Genomic DNA, 18,967 nt, shown 5'->3' on the forward strand with positions numbered 1-18,967 from the left:
CGCTACTTTAGCTTGTCCATCAACGCCTGGTGGACGTTAACCGGCAGGAAATGGGTAACGTCCCCGTGATGACGCGCCACCTCTTTCACCAGCGTGGAAGAGATGAACGACCACTCCTTGGATGGCATCAGAAATACGCTTTCCAGCTCCGGCATCAAATGACGATTCATGTGCGCCAGCTGCATCTCATACTCGAAGTCTGCCACCGCGCGTAAGCCACGGATCAGAATCGTCGCCTGCTGAGCGCGGGCAAAGTTGGCCATCAGATCGCTGAAGCCCACCACCTCAACGTTCGGCAGGTGCGCAATGGCCTCGGTGGCAAGCGCAACACGCTCGTTCAGGTCAAACATCGGTTTTTTACTGGGGCTGGCAGCAATCGCCAGAATCACCTTGTCGAACATGCACGCCGCACGGGTGATGATATCAAGATGACCATTGGTGATCGGATCAAAGGTACCTGGATAAATCGCTTTTGTGCTCATGGCTCACGTTTTCTCTGAGTAGCCGCGGCTGAGCGCCCACAGCTCGGTGTATTTGTTGAAAGTATACTGGGCATTTACCACGGCCAGTAACCAGCCCTGTTTACCGTCCAGCACGCCGCCACGCAGCAGCAGCGTTTTCAGAAACGCCCCCAGCGTATGAGTGAAGATACCCGTCAGCGTGGCTTTCTTGCCGCGCTGATGGCGCTCCTGTGCCCAGGCGGTGGCATAGTTGAGCTGTTTACGCTGGAAGCTGGCGAAATCCCGGCAGGTCAGGTGCAAAAGATCGCCCGTCAGAGGGACGACTGGCGCACTGTCGCAGGCCAGGGATTCATGGACCAGATTATCATTGTACTGATACCGCTCGCGCTCGTAGAGGCGCGTGACCCGGTCGGGGTACCAGCCGCTGTGACGCATAAAACGGCCAAGGAAATAGTTACGACGCGCAATGCTGTAGACCGTGCCCGGCGTTGGTGCGGCGAGCACCGCCTGAATGGCCTGACGCAGCTCCGGCGTGATGCGCTCGTCTGTGTCGAGCATCAGTACATAATCACCGGTGGCATATCCCTGCGCGCGCTGGCGCTGGATGCCATAACCTTGCCAGTCGGTGTTGGTATAGACTTTTGCACCCGCTGCGCGGGCAACGTCCGCCGTGTTGTCTTCACTGCCGGAGTCGAGCAGGATAATTTCGTCAGCCCAGGCAACGGAGGCCAGGCAATCCGGAGTCAGGTCGGCAGCGTTTTTGGCGATCAGAACGACCGACAGGCGCGTTGACATTAGTGGCTCCGCTGCGGCAGATAAGGTTGCAGAAGCTGCAGCAGACGGGTGAGGGCACCCTGGTTCTGATGCAGCACTTCGACGGCATGACGACCGTACCACAGGCGGTAATCTTCGTCGGTCAGCAGAGTCGAGACCTCTTTGACCACCGAATCCGCATCGGTCACGGTAATTAGCCCTTCCGCTTGCTGCAATTTCGCACAGATATCTTTGAAGTTGAAGGTATGTGGACCCATCAGCACGGGAATGGCATGGGCCGCTGGCTCCAGCGGGTTATGGCCACCACGCTCCACCAGGCTGCCGCCAACAAAGGCCAGATCAGCGATGCCATACAGCAGCATCAGCTCACCCATGGTATCGCCAATAACTACCTGCGTGCTGGTGGAGGGGATCTCACCGCTGCTGCGCAGGGTGAAGCTGAAGCCGCCTTTTTGCACCATTTCACGGGCGTCTTTAAAACGCTCGGGATGGCGAGGTACCAGAATCAGCAGCAAATCGGGGAATTTCTCCAGCAGCTTACGATGCGCCTGCAGGATAATCGCCTCTTCGCCATCATGGGTGCTGGTCGCAATCCAGACCTGGCGACGCGGTGCCCACTGGCGGCGCAGCGTGATAGCACGGGCCGCAAGTTCAGGCGTGACGGAGATATCGAATTTCAGGCTGCCTGTCACCGCCAGCTGGTTGCGTTTCAGGCCAAGCGAGATAAAGCGCGCTGCGTCTTCTTCGTTTTGCGCAGCAATCAGTGTGATCTTGCTGAGCAGGCGGCGCATAAATTTCCCCAGCTTGCCGTAGCCTTTCGCCGACCGCTCAGACAGACGCGCGTTCGCGATCACCAGGGGAATCTTACGTGCATGCAGAGCGGAAATCATATTCGGCCACAGCTCGGTTTCCATCACGATCACCAGTTTAGGGCGAACGGTTTCCAGAAAACGGTTCATGGCGCAGGGAAGGTCGTAAGGCAGATAGACGTGATGCACGTCTTTACCGAAGGCGGACATCACGCGCTCAGAGCCGGTCGGCGTCATGGTCGTGACGGTGATCGGCAGCGACGGATAACGGTGACGCAGGGCGCGAACCAGCGGGATCGCTGCCAGCGTTTCGCCAACAGAAACGGAATGCAGCAAAATACCGTCCGGGGCAACTTTATTGCGACAGAAGCCATAGCGTTCAGCCCAGCGTTTTCGGTACGCAGGCGCTTTACGGCTACGAAGCAGCAGTCTCAGCCACACCAGTGGCTGAATGATATAGAGCAGGGCGGTATACAACAATTCCAAGCGATTATCCGTCTTTTTAGTTTCGGCGGGCAAATTCTAAGCATTTGGGCCAGGTAAAGCTATCTCTTATGCCACATAGCGCTTCAAACGGAAGTAACGACGGCCCAGTCGCCAGCGCAGTCGGGGACTTTTTGCATTTTTCCAGATGAGTTTCCAGATCCCTTTATCGAAAAACTCTTTGATAATAAATGCCTTTTTCTGCTCATCTTTCATGTTGTCGAAAGTATGAATGATGCCCAGCCCTTCTTTGGCAATTTGCCAGTGGCAAGCAGGGATCCCTTTCACTTTATCGGGGTAGCGCTGATTAATGGCATCGAGCATCTGCAGGATTTTCATGTAGTGACGCGCCGAGCGAATGAGCGTGTCATCATTGTCCGGCATATGAGACACCGACGCAGAGTGAATGTAGTAGTCGTAGTAACGTTCACTGGTGTACTGCACCCGCTCCGCCGCCAGCAGTACTTCTGTGGTCCACGGAATATCCTGATGGCGCAGCCCCGGTTCAAAGTGAAAACCGTGCTCGCGAATAAAGTCATGACGATAGATGTTCAGCCAGGTCACGTGCAGGAACTTACGGGAGTCGAGCGCCATTTTGAGCCATGCAGGGCCGGACATGACGCCCGTTGATGCCAGTTTGTCTTCAGGGAAAATAGGGCGTGAAGGCTTCTTATTATTTTCCCAGACGTAGTTGCCGTTACAGGTAGCGACATCAAGACGTTGCGTAACAGCCATATCAAGCAGGTGCTGATACATGCCGGGTTTAAAGACATCATCAATATCAGGGAAAGAAAGATATTGGCCCGTCGCGACGGCCAGACCGGTATTACGCGCGATGGATACGCCCTGATTTTGCTGCTCAATAACCTGCATCTGCGGCAGCTTTTCGCGCCAGTTTTCGACGATCTGCATCGAACGGTCCGTGGAGCCGTCATTGACGATGATGACTTCCATGCTGTCGATGCGTTGATCCACAAGGCAGGTAAAGAACTGATCCAGGAACGCTTCACCGTTATAAACGGCTACCACCACGCTTAATAATGGCGCTGAATTTTGCATAAGAAACCTGATTATTTTTGATTGTCGACCAAAGCAATATATTGCTGGCAAATGGCCTTGATACCGAACGATGCAATGGTTGCGCGATCAACGACCGGTGGAGAGGTATAAATATCCGCCAGCGTTTTTGCCAGAGACTCGTCATTCATCTCTGCCAGACCGCGGGATAAGTCTCCCTTGAGGATTTCGGCGGGGCCACCTGGACAATGTGTACTGACGGGTGGCGTCTGGCAGATAATGGATTCAACCAGCACATTACCAAAACCTTCGCAGTCAGAACTTAACACTAAAAGGCGTGCCCCTTTAATCCAGGGATAAGGATTAGGTTCGAACGGACGGAAAACCGTTTTGTCTTCAATGCCCAGTTCGCGGGCAAGCAGCTTAAGCTTTTGAATTTTAGCCTCAGAGCCATTGCCCATCATGACCAGCGTGGTATTGAGCTGACTCAGCGCGAACGCCCGTAGCAGGCGATCGTGACGCTTGTGTTCATGGAAGCGGCCGACGTGAATGATGTAATCCTTTCCCTGCATCTCAAAGGGGGCGTCCGCCAGACGCTGGATTTCAGGAATATCAAAAGGATTATGGATTACCGCTGTGCGTCGGAGATTCAGGGCCAGCGTTTCTGAAAGATCTTTCAACACGGCGCCTGAGACGGCGACCACGTTGCGTTTTTCGTAGGTATGGCGAATTTTAGTGTGTTTAAACCAGCGTGAAAGCCCACGGCGATGACGAAGGTAGGAGAATGAGAACATGCCATGCACGCAGAACCACACTTTATCGCGCTCCAGGGCGCGGCAGTGCGCCACGATGCGGTCAGTTTTGTGCAGATGCGAGAACACCACATCAAATTTGCCGCTGCGCTCCGCCCGCTCGATAGCCTGATCCAGCAGCCTGGCGCGGCGTGGGATCTCCGTCAGCTTCCGCCACGGTTTTTTGCAGGTATCCTGAACGACCTGATAATCGATGCCTTCCGGAATGGCGTAGTCGCACACTTTCCGCAGCGAGAAGAGAGAGACCTGATGCCCCATCTCTGTTAATCCGCTGGAGAGTGTAAGAACCGTTTTTTCAGCTCCTCCACCGGGTAAACCATCAATAATCATTAGGATGCGCATTTTTAATCCAGTAATTTTTGATAAAGCGAAATAAGCTGACTTGACAGTTTTTCGGGGGTGGCGTCTTTTACACGTTCACGTGCCGCTCGTCCCATATCGTTATTTTTTTCCAGCGAAGGGGTGGCCGCTACCGCCTCCTTCAGGGTGCTGATATCAAGTGCGTCACAGTAAAATCCGTTCTGGCCTTGCTGAATAAATTCTGCCCCACCGCAACTCTCTGATGTAATGACCGGCAAACCGCAGGCCATCGCTTCAAGAATGACGTTAGGGAAAGGATCATACAGCGTTGGTAGCAGTAAACCATCAGATAGCTGATAAAATGGCAGCGTCTCTTTTTGCATCCCCAGAAAACGGATTTGCCCCTCGCAGCCTAATGAACGGGCGAGGTCGCGATAGCGACGTTCTGCTTTATCCTGCCCAACCACAATCAGCCATGCCGCAGTACCCGCAACGGCGCGTATAGCGCTGGCCAATCCTTTTCGTTCAAATCCTGACCCTACGAAGCAGAAAATGACGGCATCGGTCGGCAAACCAAACTGCTGACGCAATGCAATACGTTGTGCCTCTTCTGCCGGAACGAAACGGGTGGAGTCAATTGAATTATAAATCACATGTATTTTTTTTGCGTCAATATCAAAGTCTTCGACGATTTCGCGCTTGATCATCTCCGCATTACAGATAACCGCCTTTAACTCCGGCGCCTGGTACATTTCACGTTCGGCATTCATCACATAGCGGTGATAGCGATCATGCATCAGCAGTTTTGCACGCCAGGCAGGCAGAATGCGTGCGCGCTGCAGGAGCCAGCGTCGGTGTACGCCGTCGCCTGCACGATAAATGTCACAGCCCGGAATGCGCTCGTGGCTTTGCACAATATCAAACTGCTGCTGCTGCCAGAGCGCACGTGCGGCATGCGCAAACCCGCGCTCGCGGCTGATGCGGCCCCATTTGCGCGGATCGCAAATATGAATATGCCAGTCGTCCTGCTTCTCACCCTGCCACTCGCGCGTGATGACGTTGAGCTCGAGATTTTGGTTGCTCAGCGCGGTAAGGGCGCGAGATACGAAGCGTTCTGCCCCGCCATCCGGGCGATACTTTTGGCGAACAATCGCCAGGCGATGGTGTTTCATGACAGATATCTCCTTGCGGCGGAGACGACAGCATCAACGGGAATGGCGTCGAGATAGCGTTCTTTTGTTTTGGTATCAATGGCGTCTGGATCGGGCAGTGGGCCGTAATCACCTGCCCAGATGACTTCCCCGTTAACCTGCCAGGGTGACCAGAAGGTAAGTTTTGATGGGCCAAACAATGCCACACAGGGGGTCTGAAGCGCAGCGGCCATATGCATCGGAACGGAGTCAACGCCAATAAACAGAGACGCATGATCGATAAGCGAAGCCAGTTGACGCAACGTGAGCTGACCTGCCAGCGAGACGACCCCCGTCTCTGGCGAGGCGGCGAGAATGCGATCGATCATCGCCAGCTCTTTTTTATCCGGCCCGGCGGTGAGGACGACAGTGTGGCCATCCTGCTGCAGCGCCGTGATGGTTTGCGCCATTTTGCCTTCGTCCCAGCATTTAAAGAACCAGCGCGACGTAGGCTGAATCACGATGTAGTTGTCTCCCACACCGTTTTGCATCAACTTTTGGTGAGCCTCGTGCCAGTCTTCGGCATGGTAGGCCATGGTCACGGCAGGTTGAGCGGTGACCGGTAATGGCGACAAAATAGAGAGGTTCTGTTCGACAGTGTGCAACGCGTTGTGCCCGGCCACAGAGACCAAATCGCTATGGCAAAACCGCCAGAATGCGTTGTTGCGCTTATTAAAAGCGAACCCGAGTCGTACCGGTGCGCCGGTGAAACGGGTAACGATAGCGCTGCGCCACTGATCGGCAAGATTAATCACCAGGTGATAATGCTGTTTTCTTAACGCACAGAGTAACTGCCACTCTTTTTGCAGATGTTTCAGCGTGCCCAGCTGCTTCCATTTACGGTCGATCCCGTAAACAGTACCGATCGCCGGGTGTGCGGCGAGCATATCGCGGGTTTCTTCATACAACAGCACATCAATCTGTGCCTGCGGCCATTTTTGACGTAACGAATCAATGACGGGAGTGGTCAGCAACATGTCGCCATGATGGCGGAGTTTGATAAGTAAAATGCGCAAATCAGGCGTGTCAGGTAAGTTATTCATCATCATCTTATTGGCGTTGTACTGTTGGCAATTCTAATAGACCTGATAGCGACTTGCACTCTTTCTCCATAATCTCAGGAAATTCCCTGGAAGGGTTTACTCATGCTTCGGTGAGTGCGTAACATAGCGCTAACTTTCCTGTCTTGCGGACTCATTATGAAAAAACCAGCGTTTATCATCACGATTGATACTGAAGGCGATAATCTCTGGCAAAATCACCGCGTCATTAAAACGGAGAATGCGCGCTATCTGGCGCGATTCCAGACGCTTTGTGAGCGTTTCGGTTTCAAACCCGTATGGCTGACAAATTATGAGATGGCGATTGAGCCGGTTTTCATTGAGTTTGCCAAAGATGTGATCGCCCGCGGTCAGGGTGAAGTCGGGATGCACCTTCACGCATGGAATAGCCCTCCGGAACACGATCTCACGGGAGATGACTGGCGCTGGCAGCCGTATTTGATTGAATTTTCAGATGAGGTGATGCGCGAGAAAGTGTTGTTCATGACCCGTCTGCTGGAAGAGACCTTCCAGACCAAAATGTTAAGCCATCGCGCCGGGCGCTGGGCCTTTGATAGCCGTTACGCCAGACTGCTGATCGAACTGGGCTACCAGGTTGATTGCTCTGTTACGCCGCGCGTGAACTGGCGTAACGCGAAAGGCGCCCCGCAGGGGAATGGCGGAACCAATTATCAGCACTTTCCAGACCACGCCTACTTTATTGATACAGACGATATCTCACGAGCGGGCAATAGCCCCTTACTCGAAGTGCCGATGAGCATCCAGTATAAGCATCCGGCCTGGTTGAACACCGTCAAACAGGGCTACGATCGCCTGCGCGGTAAATATCGATCACCGTCCGTAAACTGGTTGAGACCGTCCGGTGGTAATGCGTCGCAGATGATTCAGGTCGCACAGCAATGCCTGTCTCAGGGACATGACTACGTGGAGTTTATGCTGCATTCCTCTGAATTTATGCCGGGCGGAAGTCCTACGTTTAAAGATGAGGCGGCGATTGAAGGGTTGTATCAGGATCTGGAAGTGCTCTTTAGCTGGTTATCCGACAAGACGGTAGGGATGACGTTGGCGGAGTTTTATCAATACAAGAAAAATTAATGCCCGCATCGCGGGCATTATGATTATTGTCGCTTTGTTTGCGAAAACGAGGTGCTTAACGCAAAAAGTGTCATGAAGAAAATTAAGGCTTCTGAACTCAATAGCATCACATCTGTCAGTCCGTAGAGCAGTAAGAGAAGCATAGCCGTTAACAGCAGACCATTTCTGTTAGTCATGGCGTATACAATCATCGAAACGTAGAAAAAGAGTAAAACTGCCAGACCTGGGATCCCTTGCAGAGAGTATTTTTCAATAAATTCATTATGCAAATGAATTCGCATGTATCCAAGTGCAGCGGCAACATGCGCATGGCCCTCTTTTACATACTGTTTTGCCCAGATTTCCCTGCTTTCAATAGACTGTCCCAGAGGATGGGCAAGGCCAGTCATTATTCCCACATTCCACATAGAAAAACGCGCACCGAGGGATGTGGCATCGTGGCCTTTTTGATATTTGGTTATCTCATTTTGAGTTTGTTGAATTTTTGGTGAAATCAACGGCTTGTAACTGACGATAATGATACCCGCAACAATACATAAGAAAATCATCAGCGATTTTAGATGAATTTTTCTAAATTGATAAAGCGTGAGAACAATAGCCAGTATGAGGTAGAGTCCCATAGCAGCACGCGTGGCGGTCAATAAAATTACGAAGTAAGACAGCAACACAACGAAACCAGCCAGTAAGTACAGTTTCACATTTTGCTGAAGATATAAGCTATAAACGAACGCTAACGAAAGAACAGAGTAGATGTAAGCCGCAATTGTTGGCCGATTGATAGCCATCTCGACGCGATCAATACCTTGTATGGCCTGGAAAAGCCCATATCCTGTAGCCAGTACAAAGCCAACTGACGTAGCGATTAAGAAATATTTTTGGAAGTTCTGTTTCGTTACATGAGATTTAAAGCGATCCAGATAGAAGATCAAAAAACTTGCCAGTATTAATTTCTTACTTGCTCCAAGATAATCACTATATGCGTTTAATCCCTCATTATGGAATTCATAAGAGAAATACCAGATCAGGTTAAGGATCCCCACCAGAAGTACAGGATATGCGATGCTAAAAGGCCTCCAGGTGATTTTTTTATACTCAACGGCTAAGCCTAAAATACTGGCATAGATAGCAATATAGAAAAATTCTCTTTGTTTACCTGAACTAACCAGCACCAATGCTAAAGACACAAGGCTTAGCGTGAGCGTTAACTGATAAAGTCTTAACTTTACTTTTTCCATAATGCCTCAATAACCCTTTTTTTATAGCTGAAGCGAACATCGCTGGATAAGAAAAATGAGAGAGAATAAAGTGCTTTTACCCGTTGTTTAACAAGCTGGAAATGCTGGTCGGTCAGATGTTGCCGATGATTACTGTAAATATCAAACCAATGACAATTTATGAGATGTTGAAACGGCTGCTGGAATGTTTTTTCCATCAGCAATGTGCATTCCACAAGCGTCTTGATTTTGCTCGCGTCGAGTTTGCTCGACAAACTGTCGCTACGCTTGATGTAGTAATAGTGCCCGCGACGTTGATAGGCTATTTTACTCGATTGCATCAACATGCCAGGGAATACCGCAAAATCCTCATAACACACCATCGAAGGAATCGGGTTACTTTCGTATAACTTGCGATGAATGAATTGACCAATGAGATGTGCCTGGAAATCTTTATGCAGCAGGAAACGTTTTATAGCCTCCCGTTGCGACAACGCAACGGGAGAAAATCCTTGCCAGTTGGGGGTGATTTTTTTGATATCACGAATTTCTAGCAGACGCGTCAGCAGCATATCAGGACGCTCTGTCTTGAGGAATGCTACAGCGTCCCTGATGCTACCCGGTTTCAGTCGGTCATCACTATCCAGCATCGTAATGTAGTCACCTGATGCCAGAGAGAATGCGCTGTTGCGAACAAGGCCTACATTACGAAACTGAACGTGACGGGAGTGCACATTCGGAAACGCTGGCAACCACGTCTCAATAATATCTTGCGTGGAATCATCGGAGCTGTCGTTAAAGATAATTACCTCAACATCGTCGCCCGCATTATCGATGGCATTGTGCAGGCTTTCTAACGTTGTGTGAAGGGTATCTTCGGCGTTATGTGCAGCAATAATGATGCTTAGAAAAGCCATAAAAATTAGTTTCCCAGGGCATCAAAGGTATATGGGGTTGCGGTAGCTTTTGGTAACGCGCAAATGAAACGTTCGAGTTCGTTTAAGGATTCGTCTGTTACAGCAAAGAGTTCTTCCCTGTCTTGCGAGAAATAGTATTTAGTCTCAAAAACATAAGAACAAATATTGTCGTCGTTACCTATCAGCATCACATTTCCAAGTGGGCGTTGTTCATAGTGGCAGCATGGGCCAAACAGCAGCACTACGGGTACATCTACTGCATCGGCAATATAGACATTGCCTGAATCAGACGCGATATAACAATCCATCCTGGAAATCGCCCACGGAAGATCTTCGAGAGGGATTTTGCCGATGAGGTTAACGACATTAGGAATATCACCGTAAGCGCGGGTGATATCGTCCAGCCACGACTGTTCATCAGGGGCGCCAAACACATAAAACTCGCAGGGCAGGTCGGCGAGACGATCAATAATTCGCTTCCAGATGACCGGCGGCACTGTTTTGGCTTTATTACCTGCGGCAATGCTGATGCCGATGCGGATCACATCAGGTTTGTCGAGAATTGCCGGGTAGGTCGCTGGTTTGAACAGCGGCTTTGTGGCGTGCTTGGGCGAGTCCTGCCACGTCAACGAACGGTCGGCCAGCTTCAGGTAATTGGTCACTGATAGCGTTTTTTTGCCGTGCTCAACGGTACCGTCGGCGGTGAGATAGAAAATCCCGTGATACCATCTGCGGGTGTAAATGCTTAAAAATTGTTTGTTTTTGGCATTACAGACGGCGGCAAAAAACAGATTTACACTGTTGGGTTGCAGAAGATAGACGTTGTCGTAGCGGTTCATGATGCGGCAGGCAAAGCTGAGCTTACGCCACAGACTACGCTTATGCTGCTCGATAAAAAAAATCTCTTCGATCGTTTCGTCATGCTTCGCCAGCGCACCTACGCTGCGACTGATAAGCACATCACTTTTTTGCAGGTATGCCAGCAGGGGCGTCGCATTAACAAAATCACCGATTTTGGCTGTCTGAATGACCAGGTTTTTACCTGTATCTTTGCGGAACAGCTTCCGGATTAGCTTCACCGGAAGGAGTAAAATCAGCAGAAATACGTAACTCATTCGTTAGATATCCCTGTCGGAAAGCCAGTGGCTGTCCTGTAAAAATGAAAAAATGGCATCTGCGCTAATGTCCCTCGTTTGTTGAGTCGGGCTGACCATTTGATGCTGGTTTTTACCGTAACCCCCAATCAAACCGGGATCGGTCGGGCCAAAAATCGTGATGTTTGGACGATCCAGCGCCGCGGTTAAATGGCTTAAACCCGTATCAACGGAAACGACAGCTTTAGCTCCGGCCAGCTCTGCAGCAACTTGCGCCAGCGTGAGTTTAGGTAAAACCTCGACGTGCGAAAAACCGGCTGCCAGACGTTCAGCACGCTGGCGCTCATGTTCAGCACCCCACGGCAGTTTAATATGGATGCCGGCAGGTTGCATTAGTTCAATGAGTCTTCGCCAGTGCGTTTCCGGCCAGTGCTTATCATCGCGCGTTGTGGCATGCAGGAAGACCAGCCAGGGCTGCGCAGGCTTCTCTGCATCACGCAGAAAATGCTGCGAAATCGCGTAATCACCCTGCGTTTCCGGCTTTGTGTAACCGAGGCTTTTTGCAAACAGCTCGCGGGTGCGTTCCACTGCGTGCTGCTGCTTTGCAATATGGTGACGACGGTTATAGAACAGGCTGGCGAGTGGTTCGCGGGCGGTTTGCCAGTCCATGCCGTGCTTTACACCGTGTGCCAGGCGCGTGACTAGCGCGGCGCTTTTGACCAGCCCCTGCGCGTCGATAATGGAGTCGTAACGCTGCGCCTGCACCGCATCGCGGAAGGCTTTGCGCTCGGCTTTAATCGGTGTGGAAAACCACGCTTTACGCCAGCGGCGGATGGCCACCGGGATCACGCGATCGACCGCTTCGTGCCAGGTAGGGATCTGCGCGAAGCCTTCTTCCACCACCCAGTCAAAACGAATGCCAGGAATGGCCCGCATGGCGTCCGTCAGCGACGGAAGCGTATGCAGCACATCACCCATCGAAGAGGTTTTAACGATCAATACCCGCATTCGTTATCCTTCTTCGCTCAGCAGCAGTTCGTTGAGTTCTTCGAGAACGCGCTGCGGCGTGATGTCGATCAGGCTCTGGTGATAACCTTGCGCGGCATCGCCTTTACGCACCTTATGGTAACCCGTGATCAGACGAATAACGCGCGCCTTATTTGAGAGCGGCGGCGTGAAGTCCGGGCTACTTGGACCGTACAACGCAACCAGCGGGCGGTTGAGCGCGGCGGCGACGTGCATCAGCCCGGAGTCGTTGGTGACTACGGCTTTACAGGCAGCAAGTAAAATCACCGCCTGCTCAAGCTGGGTTTCCCCGGCCAGGTTGCGGCACCAGGCCTGCTGTTCTGTGCTGAGGGCTGCCAGGATTTCGTTCCCCGCCTCGTGGTCTTTGGCCGAGCCGAACAGAACGATCTGATAACCTTCGTCAATCAACTGCTTTGCCAGCTCTGCGTAGTGATAGTGCGGCCAGCGTTTTGCCGGGCCGAATTCTGCGCCCGGGCAGAAGCCAATCATTGGCCGTTCAGAGGAAAGACCAAACGCGTTACAGGTCTGGGATTTTTCACCCTCGCTGACCTGTAGCTGTGGCCATAGCAGCGGCTGCGGCAGGTCTTTTGCGCTGCGCATCACGCCTTTGTCGTAGGCCAGCGCCACATAGCGCTCCACCATTAATGGCCAGGCCTCTTTATCCAGCACGCGTGCGTCATTAAGCAGACCGTAGCGCATCTCACCGCGCCAGCCGGTACGGTGCGGCACACCGGCGAAGAAGGGCACAAGCGCGGATTTAAACGAATTGGGTAACACGTAAGCGCGGTCATAACGCTTCTCGCGCAGACTGTGACCGAGTTTACGACGTTCGCCAATTTCCAGCGCCCCATGGCCGAGCGGCATTGGGATGGCTTCATTCACTTCCGGCATACGCGATAACAATGGACGGCACCATGCGGGTGCCATCACGTCGATTATCGCTTGGGGATAACGCGCCTTGAGCGTGCGATAGAGACTTTGCGACATCATCATGTCGCCCACCCATGACGGGCCGATCACCAGAATTCTCATACTTACGCGTCGCGGTTCAGCCAGGCCATATATTCCGTTACGCCTTCGGCAACGGTCTTGAACGGCTTGTCATAACCCGCTGCGCGCAGGTTAGTCAGATCGGCCTGGGTGAATGCCTGGTAGCGGCCTTTCAGTTTGTCCGGGAAAGGAATGTACTCAATGCTGCCTTTCTTGTGATACGCCAGCGTTGCGTCAGCCACGGCCTGGAAAGACTCCGCGCGGCCGGTGCCAAGGTTGAAAATACCGGATACCCCATTTTCCCAGAACCACAGGTTCACGGCGGCAACGTCGCCTACGTAGACGAAGTCACGCTTAAAGCCGTCGCTGCCTTCGAACAGTTTTGGACTTTCGCCGTTATTCAGCTGAGTGTTCAGATGGAACGCCACGCTCGCCATGCTGCCTTTGTGGCCTTCGCGCGGCCCGTAGACGTTGAAGTAGCGGAAACCAACGATCTGGGAGTTCGCTTCTGGCAACACCTGACGCACATATTCGTCGAAAAGGAACTTGGAGTAACCGTAGACGTTCAACGGCTGTTCATATTCGCGGGATTCAATGAAATCAGAGGTACGTCCGCCGTAGGTGGCCGCCGAAGAGGCATACAGGAACGGAATTTCACGCTCCAGACAGTAGTGAAGCAGCTCTTTAGAGTACTGATAGTTGTTGTCCATCATGTACTTGCCGTCCCACTCTGTGGTGGAGGAGCATGCCCCTTCGTGGAAGATGGCTTCGATCTCGCCGAACTCTTCACCTGCCATAATCTGGATAAGGAAGTCTTCTTTATCCATGTAGTCAGCGATGTTCAGATCCACCAGGTTGACGAACTTGGTGCCGTCTTTCAGGTTGTCAACCACCAGGATGTCGGTGATGCCTTTGTCATTGAGAGCTTTAACAATATTGCTGCCGATAAAGCCCGCGCCGCCGGTAACGATGATCATAACTGTAACCTTTGAAGTGTGGAGTCCGGGGACAATCCCGGACGCTAATGGTTCTATCATATCATTAGTATGGCTGCCCTTCAGCCATTCACCGACATAGCGCAAGGGTACACGTGATTTATGCTGCAAAAACGAGAAGAGATAATGTGTCATCTCGTCATGAACTATAGGTTTGGGTAATATGTGCCGAAATTTGCCGAGTCTGGAGAATTGCAATGCGTGGTGATTTTTACAAACAGTTAAACAGCGACCTTGAGACCGCGCGTGCGGAAGGGTTGTTTAAAGAAGAGCGTATTATCACGTCTGCTCAGCAGGCGGACATCACCGTTGCCGATGGCAGCCATGTGATCAACTTTTGTGCGAACAACTACCTGGGTCTTGCGAATCACCCTGAGCTGATTGCTGCGGCGAAAAGCGGTATGGATACCCACGGTTTTGGTATGGCCTCCGTACGTTTTATCTGCGGCACGCAGGACAGTCACAAGCAGCTTGAGAAAAAGCTGGCGAACTTCTTAGGCATGGAAGACGCAATTCTGTACTCCTCCTGCTTCGATGCCAACGGCGGTCTGTTTGAGACGCTGCTGGGTGCAGAAGATGCCATTATCTCCGACGCCCTTAACCACGCTTCCATCATTGATGGTGTGCGCCTGTGTAAAGCGAAGCGTTTCCGCTATGCCAACAACGATATGGTTGAACTGGAAGCACGCCTGAAAGAGGCGCGTGAAGCGGGTGCTCGCCATGTGCTCATCGCCACCGACGGCGTGTTCTCTATGGACGGCGTGATCGCCAACCTGAAGGGCGTGTGCGACCTGGCGGATAAATACGATGCGCTGGTGATGGTCGATGACTCGCACGCGGTCGGTTTTGTGGGTGAAAACGGCCGTGGCTCGCATGAATACTGTGACGTGATGGGCCGCGTGGACATCATCACCGGTACGCTGGGCAAAGCGCTTGGTGGCGCGTCTGGCGGTTATACCGCTGCGCGTAAAGAGGTGGTGGAGTGGCTGCGCCAGCGCTCCCGTCCGTACCTGTTCTCCAACTCCCTCGCGCCGGCCATTGTTGCCGCCTCCATCAAAGTGCTGGAGATGGTGGAATCCGGGGCTGAACTGCGTGACCGTCTGTGGTCCAACGCGCGCCTGTTCCGCGAAAAAATGAGTGCGGCAGGGTTTACCCTGGCCGGTGCTGACCACGCCATTATCCCGGTTATGCTGGGTGATGCCGTCGTGGCGCAGAACTTTGCCCGTGAGCTGCAAAAAGAAGGCATTTATGTGACTGGGTTCTTCTTCCCGGTCGTACCAAAAGGCCAGGCGCGTATCCGCACCCAGATGTCCGCGGCGCATTCGCCTGAACAAATTGAACGTGCGGTGGAAGCCTTTACCCGCATCGGTAAACAGCTGGGCGTAATTGCCTGAGGACGTGTGATGAAAGCGTTATCCAAACTGAAAGCGGAAGAAGGGATTTGGATGACCGACGTGCCGGAGCCGGAAGTCGGTCATAACGATCTGCTGATCAAAATTCGTAAAACCGCCATTTGCGGCACTGACGTTCATATCTACAACTGGGATCAGTGGTCGCAAAAAACCATTCCAGTACCCATGGTTGTCGGCCACGAATACGTTGGTGAAGTGGTTGGGATTGGTCAGGAAGTGAAAGGTTTTAACATTGGCGACCGCGTCTCGGGTGAAGGACACATCACCTGCGGCCACTGCCGTAACTGCCGCGGTGGGCGTACGCACCTGTGCCGTAATACCATTGGCGTGGGCGTGAATCGTCCGGGTTGCTTCGCGGAATATCTGGTGATCCCGGCTTTCAACGCGTTCAAAATTCCGGACAACATTTCTGACGATCTGGCCTCCATCTTTGACCCGTTCGGCAACGCGGTACATACGGCGCTCTCTTTCGACCTGGTCGGCGAGGATGTGCTGGTCTCCGGCGCGGGCCCTATCGGGATTATGGCCGCAGCGGTGGCGAAGCACGTGGGTGCGCGTAATGTAGTGATTACCGACGTGAACGAATACCGTCTGTCGCTGGCCCGCAAGATGGGCGTCACCCGTGCGGTGGATGTCTCTAAAGAGAGCCTGGCCGATGTGATGGAAGAGCTGGGCATGACCGAAGGGTTTGACGTGGGTCTGGAGATGTCCGGCGCACCACCGGCGTTCCGTACCATGCTGGATACCATGAACCACGGCGGTCGTATTGCGATGCTGGGTATTCCGCCGTCGGATATGTCTATCGACTGGAATAAAGTTATCTTCAAAGGGCTGTTCATTAAAGGCATCTATGGCCGTGAAATGTTCGAAACCTGGTATAAGATGGCGGCATTAATTCAGTCTGGTCTGGATCTGTCCCCGATTATTACACATCGTTTCTCCGTTGATGATTTCCAGAAAGGCTTTGACGCGATGCGTTCGGGTCAGTCCGGGAAAGTTATTTTGAGCTGGGATAAATAATCATAAAGGGGCCTGAGGCCCCTTTTATTTACTGGTTCTTTTTCTCTTCGTCAGTCAAATACCGCACTTTGCGGGTATAATCTTGACCTTTGAACAGTAATTTATTATCTGCTGACTTTATATATTTCTGCCATTCGGAGAGAGGGAAACCGCCATGAGCGCCAATCACCTCTTTTGGAATTACGGCTTCCTGTCCGCCAATTTTTTTGGAAACAGGCCAGTTTACCCAGTCCCCCAGGTTGACGGTTTTTAAATCCAGCATGTCCAGTAGGGCAGTGAGCGGCAACTGGTCAGTTGGGGGCTGACTGTCGTCCATGAGTTCCCAGGTATCCTGAAATAGCGCCAGCCACAATGGGCAAATACGACGCCAGGTCTTTTTGGTAGCCGCAAGGAAGGCACTGTTAACATGGTCAACCAGATACGGCCGTACCATATCTTTATAATACGCAGGCACTTTTTCAACCGGTGCACCGTCCAGTTTGGCAATCATTTTCCCCTGGCGGAAGCTTGAGTAAAGGTGCATATCCGCGATTTTAATCTCTGGCATTTTTAGCAGATTGAGGTCGGAATCGATCATCAATACACCTTCACCGCGCGCCTGTAGCGGGGCGTTAAGTTTCATCAGGCGGCTGAGGTAGATCTGCTTATAACGATAATTTTCCTCACGGACCGGAAGGCTAAGCGTCACTACGCGGGTTTTAGGCGGCAATGTACCAAAGGCTGACTCTGGCTGATCGCTGACGATGACTATTTCGCTAATCCCGGTGGCTGATCTTGACCCGCCATTTCCGGACAGCTTTTGTATCTTAAGTTAACGATGCCCGCTGCCGCCGGTATTCTCTCGGAGAGTGATATCCCAGCGCACTATGCGGGTGATTTTCATTGTAATGCGTGAACGCCGCTGCAAGGTTTCGCAGGGCTGTTCTCACATCCGGTTTCGGCATGAACGCGATATAGTCTTCCTTCATCGTCTTCACGAACCGTTCGGCCATGCCATTGCTCTGCGGGCTGCTCACCGCTGTTGTACATGGCTCCAGATTCAGCTCTTTGGCGAACCTCCGCGTTTCATGCGCGGTATATGCTGAACCGTTGTCCGTCAGCCACTGCACCGCTGTGTCGGGCAGCCTGTCGCCGAAGCGCTTTTCCACCGACCTCAGCATCACATCCTGCACGGTCGAACTGTCATAGCCTCCCGTGCTTGCTGCCCAGTCTATGGCCTCACGGTCGCAGCAGTCCAGCGCGAACGTTACCCGCAGTTTTTCGCCGTTGTCGCAGCCGAACTCGAAGCCATCTGAACACCAGCGCATATCGCTTTCTGCCACCGCTATCTTGCCCTTATGTTCACGCTTCGGTCGCTCTGGTTTGTGATGCAACAACAACAGGTTATGCTCGCTCATTATCCTGTAAAGCCGTTTGGCATTCACAGGTGGCTGTCCCTCTGTGCGACGTTGCTTGCGCAGGATGCCCCACACGCGTCGATAACCATAACTCGGCATATCGCTGATAATGTTGAGGATAGCCGACAGTATTTCTGCGTCTGCTTCTTCATTACGCCGGTTACAGCGCCTGTCCTGCCAGTCGGCAGAACGGTTAATCCGCAGTGACAGTTGCGCACGCGACACGCCCCATGGTCCGGCTGACCATGGCTATTCCCCGTCCTTTGGCAACAAGGGCGCGTGCGCTATCCATTTTCGCGACTGACCGTACTCCACGGCTTCTTTCAGGATCTCAACTTCCATCGTCTTCTTGCCCAGAAGGCGCTGAAGCTCCCGGACCTGCTTCAGAGCAGCAGTAAGCTCAGAAGCAGGAACGACTTCCTCTCCAGCCGCAACGGCGGTGAGGCTGCCTTCCTGATATTGCTTCTTCCACTTAAACAGCAGGCTGGGCTGGATACCATGCAGGCGGGCGACATGGGAGACATTCATACCCGGCTCCATCGTCTGCTGGATAATGGCGATCTTCTCCTGAGGAGTTTTACGTTTACGGACTTCTTGCCCTAACAGGATCCCGGTCATCTCAAAATTGGTGTTAGTGTTAGACATATATTCAAGCCTATCTCTTATCTGGAGATACAGCTACTGTCTGGTGTTTCAGGGGGCTACATCAGCTAATCCCGGTGGCATAGCGCTCCGCGAAAGTGGCAGAGAGTAATGCTTCTTCGACGAAATCTGCACCGGTACAGGGAATGACAATTGAATCAACCGTAGCCAGTTCGCCCGTCAGGTGAAGAGAGCTGTAAGGAATATTGTGCCGCCCGGTGATATGACGATAGCGAGTGTTAAGAAATTTAAACATAT

The 18,967-nt window shown here is 52.3% G+C and carries 16 protein-coding genes and 3 pseudogenes; 3 read left to right on the forward strand and 16 right to left on the reverse strand.

Translation table 11 applies throughout. The features are described 5' to 3' along the window. Nucleotides 1–2 precede the first annotated feature (2 nt). From coaD to rfaQ, 7 genes are all read right to left on the reverse strand, one after another. Nucleotides 3–482: a pantetheine-phosphate adenylyltransferase gene (gene coaD / locus ECL_RS00625; protein ID WP_013094895.1), complete on the reverse strand. Its 480-nt coding sequence runs from the start codon at nucleotides 480–482 to the stop codon at nucleotides 3–5. A 3-nt stretch (nucleotides 483–485) separates the two neighbouring features. After that, nucleotides 486–1,256, reverse strand: coding sequence for a glycosyltransferase family 2 protein (locus tag ECL_RS00630; protein WP_013094896.1), 771 nt, complete (start codon nucleotides 1,254–1,256; stop codon nucleotides 486–488). After that, nucleotides 1,256–2,530, reverse strand: a complete 1,275-nt coding sequence (waaA, locus tag ECL_RS00635; protein WP_013094897.1) for a lipid IV(A) 3-deoxy-D-manno-octulosonic acid transferase — start codon at nucleotides 2,528–2,530, stop codon at nucleotides 1,256–1,258. The genes ECL_RS00630 and waaA overlap by 1 nt, the downstream gene beginning before the upstream one ends. 66 nt (nucleotides 2,531–2,596) lie before the next feature. After that, nucleotides 2,597–3,586 carry a glycosyltransferase gene (locus tag ECL_RS00640; protein WP_013094898.1) on the reverse strand — a complete coding sequence of 330 codons (990 nt, stop codon included), beginning with the start codon at nucleotides 3,584–3,586 and terminating at the stop codon, nucleotides 2,597–2,599. 11 nt (nucleotides 3,587–3,597) lie between these two features. Further along, complete coding sequence (locus ECL_RS00645; protein WP_044159063.1) at nucleotides 3,598–4,698, reverse strand: glycosyltransferase; 1,101 nt, start codon at nucleotides 4,696–4,698, stop codon at nucleotides 3,598–3,600. 2 nt (nucleotides 4,699–4,700) lie between these two features. Continuing rightward, on the reverse strand, nucleotides 4,701–5,828 hold the full coding sequence (locus ECL_RS00650) for a glycosyltransferase family 4 protein (protein WP_013094900.1): 1,128 nt from the start codon (nucleotides 5,826–5,828) through the stop codon (nucleotides 4,701–4,703). Continuing rightward, nucleotides 5,825–6,895 (reverse strand): putative lipopolysaccharide heptosyltransferase III, encoded by a 1,071-nt coding sequence (rfaQ, locus tag ECL_RS00655; RefSeq protein ID WP_013094901.1) that lies wholly within the window; start codon nucleotides 6,893–6,895, stop codon nucleotides 5,825–5,827. Before rfaQ ends, ECL_RS00650 begins: the two co-directional genes overlap by 4 nt. Before the next feature lie 150 nt (nucleotides 6,896–7,045). On the opposite strand from rfaQ, the gene ECL_RS00660 reads away from it, so the two are divergent. Further along, complete coding sequence (locus ECL_RS00660) at nucleotides 7,046–8,002, forward strand: polysaccharide deacetylase family protein (RefSeq protein WP_013094902.1); 957 nt, start codon at nucleotides 7,046–7,048, stop codon at nucleotides 8,000–8,002. A gap of 23 nt (nucleotides 8,003–8,025) precedes the next feature. On the opposite strand, the gene ECL_RS00665 is transcribed toward ECL_RS00660, so the two are convergent. From ECL_RS00665 to rfaD, 6 genes are read right to left on the reverse strand one after another with little or no spacing between them, the layout of a single operon-like run. Further along, nucleotides 8,026–9,237, reverse strand: coding sequence for an O-antigen ligase family protein (locus tag ECL_RS00665; protein ID WP_013094903.1), 1,212 nt, complete (start codon nucleotides 9,235–9,237; stop codon nucleotides 8,026–8,028). Continuing rightward, a complete protein-coding gene (locus ECL_RS00670) occupies nucleotides 9,225–10,133 on the reverse strand; it encodes a glycosyltransferase family 2 protein (protein ID WP_013094904.1) in 909 nt (302 codons plus the stop codon). The genes ECL_RS00665 and ECL_RS00670 overlap by 13 nt, the downstream gene beginning before the upstream one ends. Nucleotides 10,134–10,138: 5 nt before the next feature. Then, a complete protein-coding gene (locus ECL_RS00675) occupies nucleotides 10,139–11,248 on the reverse strand; it encodes a glycosyltransferase family 9 protein (protein ID WP_013094905.1) in 1,110 nt (369 codons plus the stop codon). Nucleotides 11,249–11,251: 3 nt separating this feature from the next. Further along, nucleotides 11,252–12,235: a lipopolysaccharide heptosyltransferase RfaC gene (rfaC, locus tag ECL_RS00680; RefSeq protein WP_013094906.1), complete on the reverse strand. Its 984-nt coding sequence runs from the start codon at nucleotides 12,233–12,235 to the stop codon at nucleotides 11,252–11,254. 3 nt (nucleotides 12,236–12,238) lie between these two features. Then, a complete protein-coding gene (gene rfaF / locus ECL_RS00685; RefSeq protein WP_013094907.1) occupies nucleotides 12,239–13,285 on the reverse strand; it encodes an ADP-heptose--LPS heptosyltransferase RfaF in 1,047 nt (348 codons plus the stop codon). 2 nt (nucleotides 13,286–13,287) lie between these two features. Then, complete coding sequence (rfaD, locus tag ECL_RS00690; RefSeq protein WP_013094908.1) at nucleotides 13,288–14,220, reverse strand: ADP-glyceromanno-heptose 6-epimerase; 933 nt, start codon at nucleotides 14,218–14,220, stop codon at nucleotides 13,288–13,290. 215 nt (nucleotides 14,221–14,435) lie between these two features. Between rfaD and kbl the strand changes: the two genes are divergently transcribed. Further along, nucleotides 14,436–15,632: a glycine C-acetyltransferase gene (gene kbl / locus ECL_RS00695; protein WP_013094909.1), complete on the forward strand. Its 1,197-nt coding sequence runs from the start codon at nucleotides 14,436–14,438 to the stop codon at nucleotides 15,630–15,632. Between the two features lie 9 nt (nucleotides 15,633–15,641). Next, nucleotides 15,642–16,670 carry an L-threonine 3-dehydrogenase gene (gene tdh / locus ECL_RS00700; protein WP_013094910.1) on the forward strand — a complete coding sequence of 343 codons (1,029 nt, stop codon included), beginning with the start codon at nucleotides 15,642–15,644 and terminating at the stop codon, nucleotides 16,668–16,670. Between the two features lie 28 nt (nucleotides 16,671–16,698). Here tdh and ECL_RS00705 read toward each other — a convergent pair. From ECL_RS00705 to ECL_RS00715, 3 pseudogenes are all read right to left on the reverse strand, one after another. Next, a pseudogene (locus tag ECL_RS00705) lies at nucleotides 16,699–17,445 on the reverse strand (hypothetical protein); the annotation flags it as partial. Between the two features lie 31 nt (nucleotides 17,446–17,476). Next, a pseudogene (locus tag ECL_RS00710) lies at nucleotides 17,477–18,685 on the reverse strand (IS3 family transposase). A gap of 91 nt (nucleotides 18,686–18,776) precedes the next feature. Then, nucleotides 18,777–18,965: pseudogene (locus ECL_RS00715) on the reverse strand (hypothetical protein); the annotation flags it as partial. Between the last annotated feature and the right edge of the window lie 2 nt (nucleotides 18,966–18,967).

The sequence above is a fragment of the Enterobacter cloacae subsp. cloacae ATCC 13047 genome, from assembly GCF_000025565.1.
Lineage (GTDB): Bacteria > Pseudomonadota > Gammaproteobacteria > Enterobacterales > Enterobacteriaceae > Enterobacter > Enterobacter cloacae.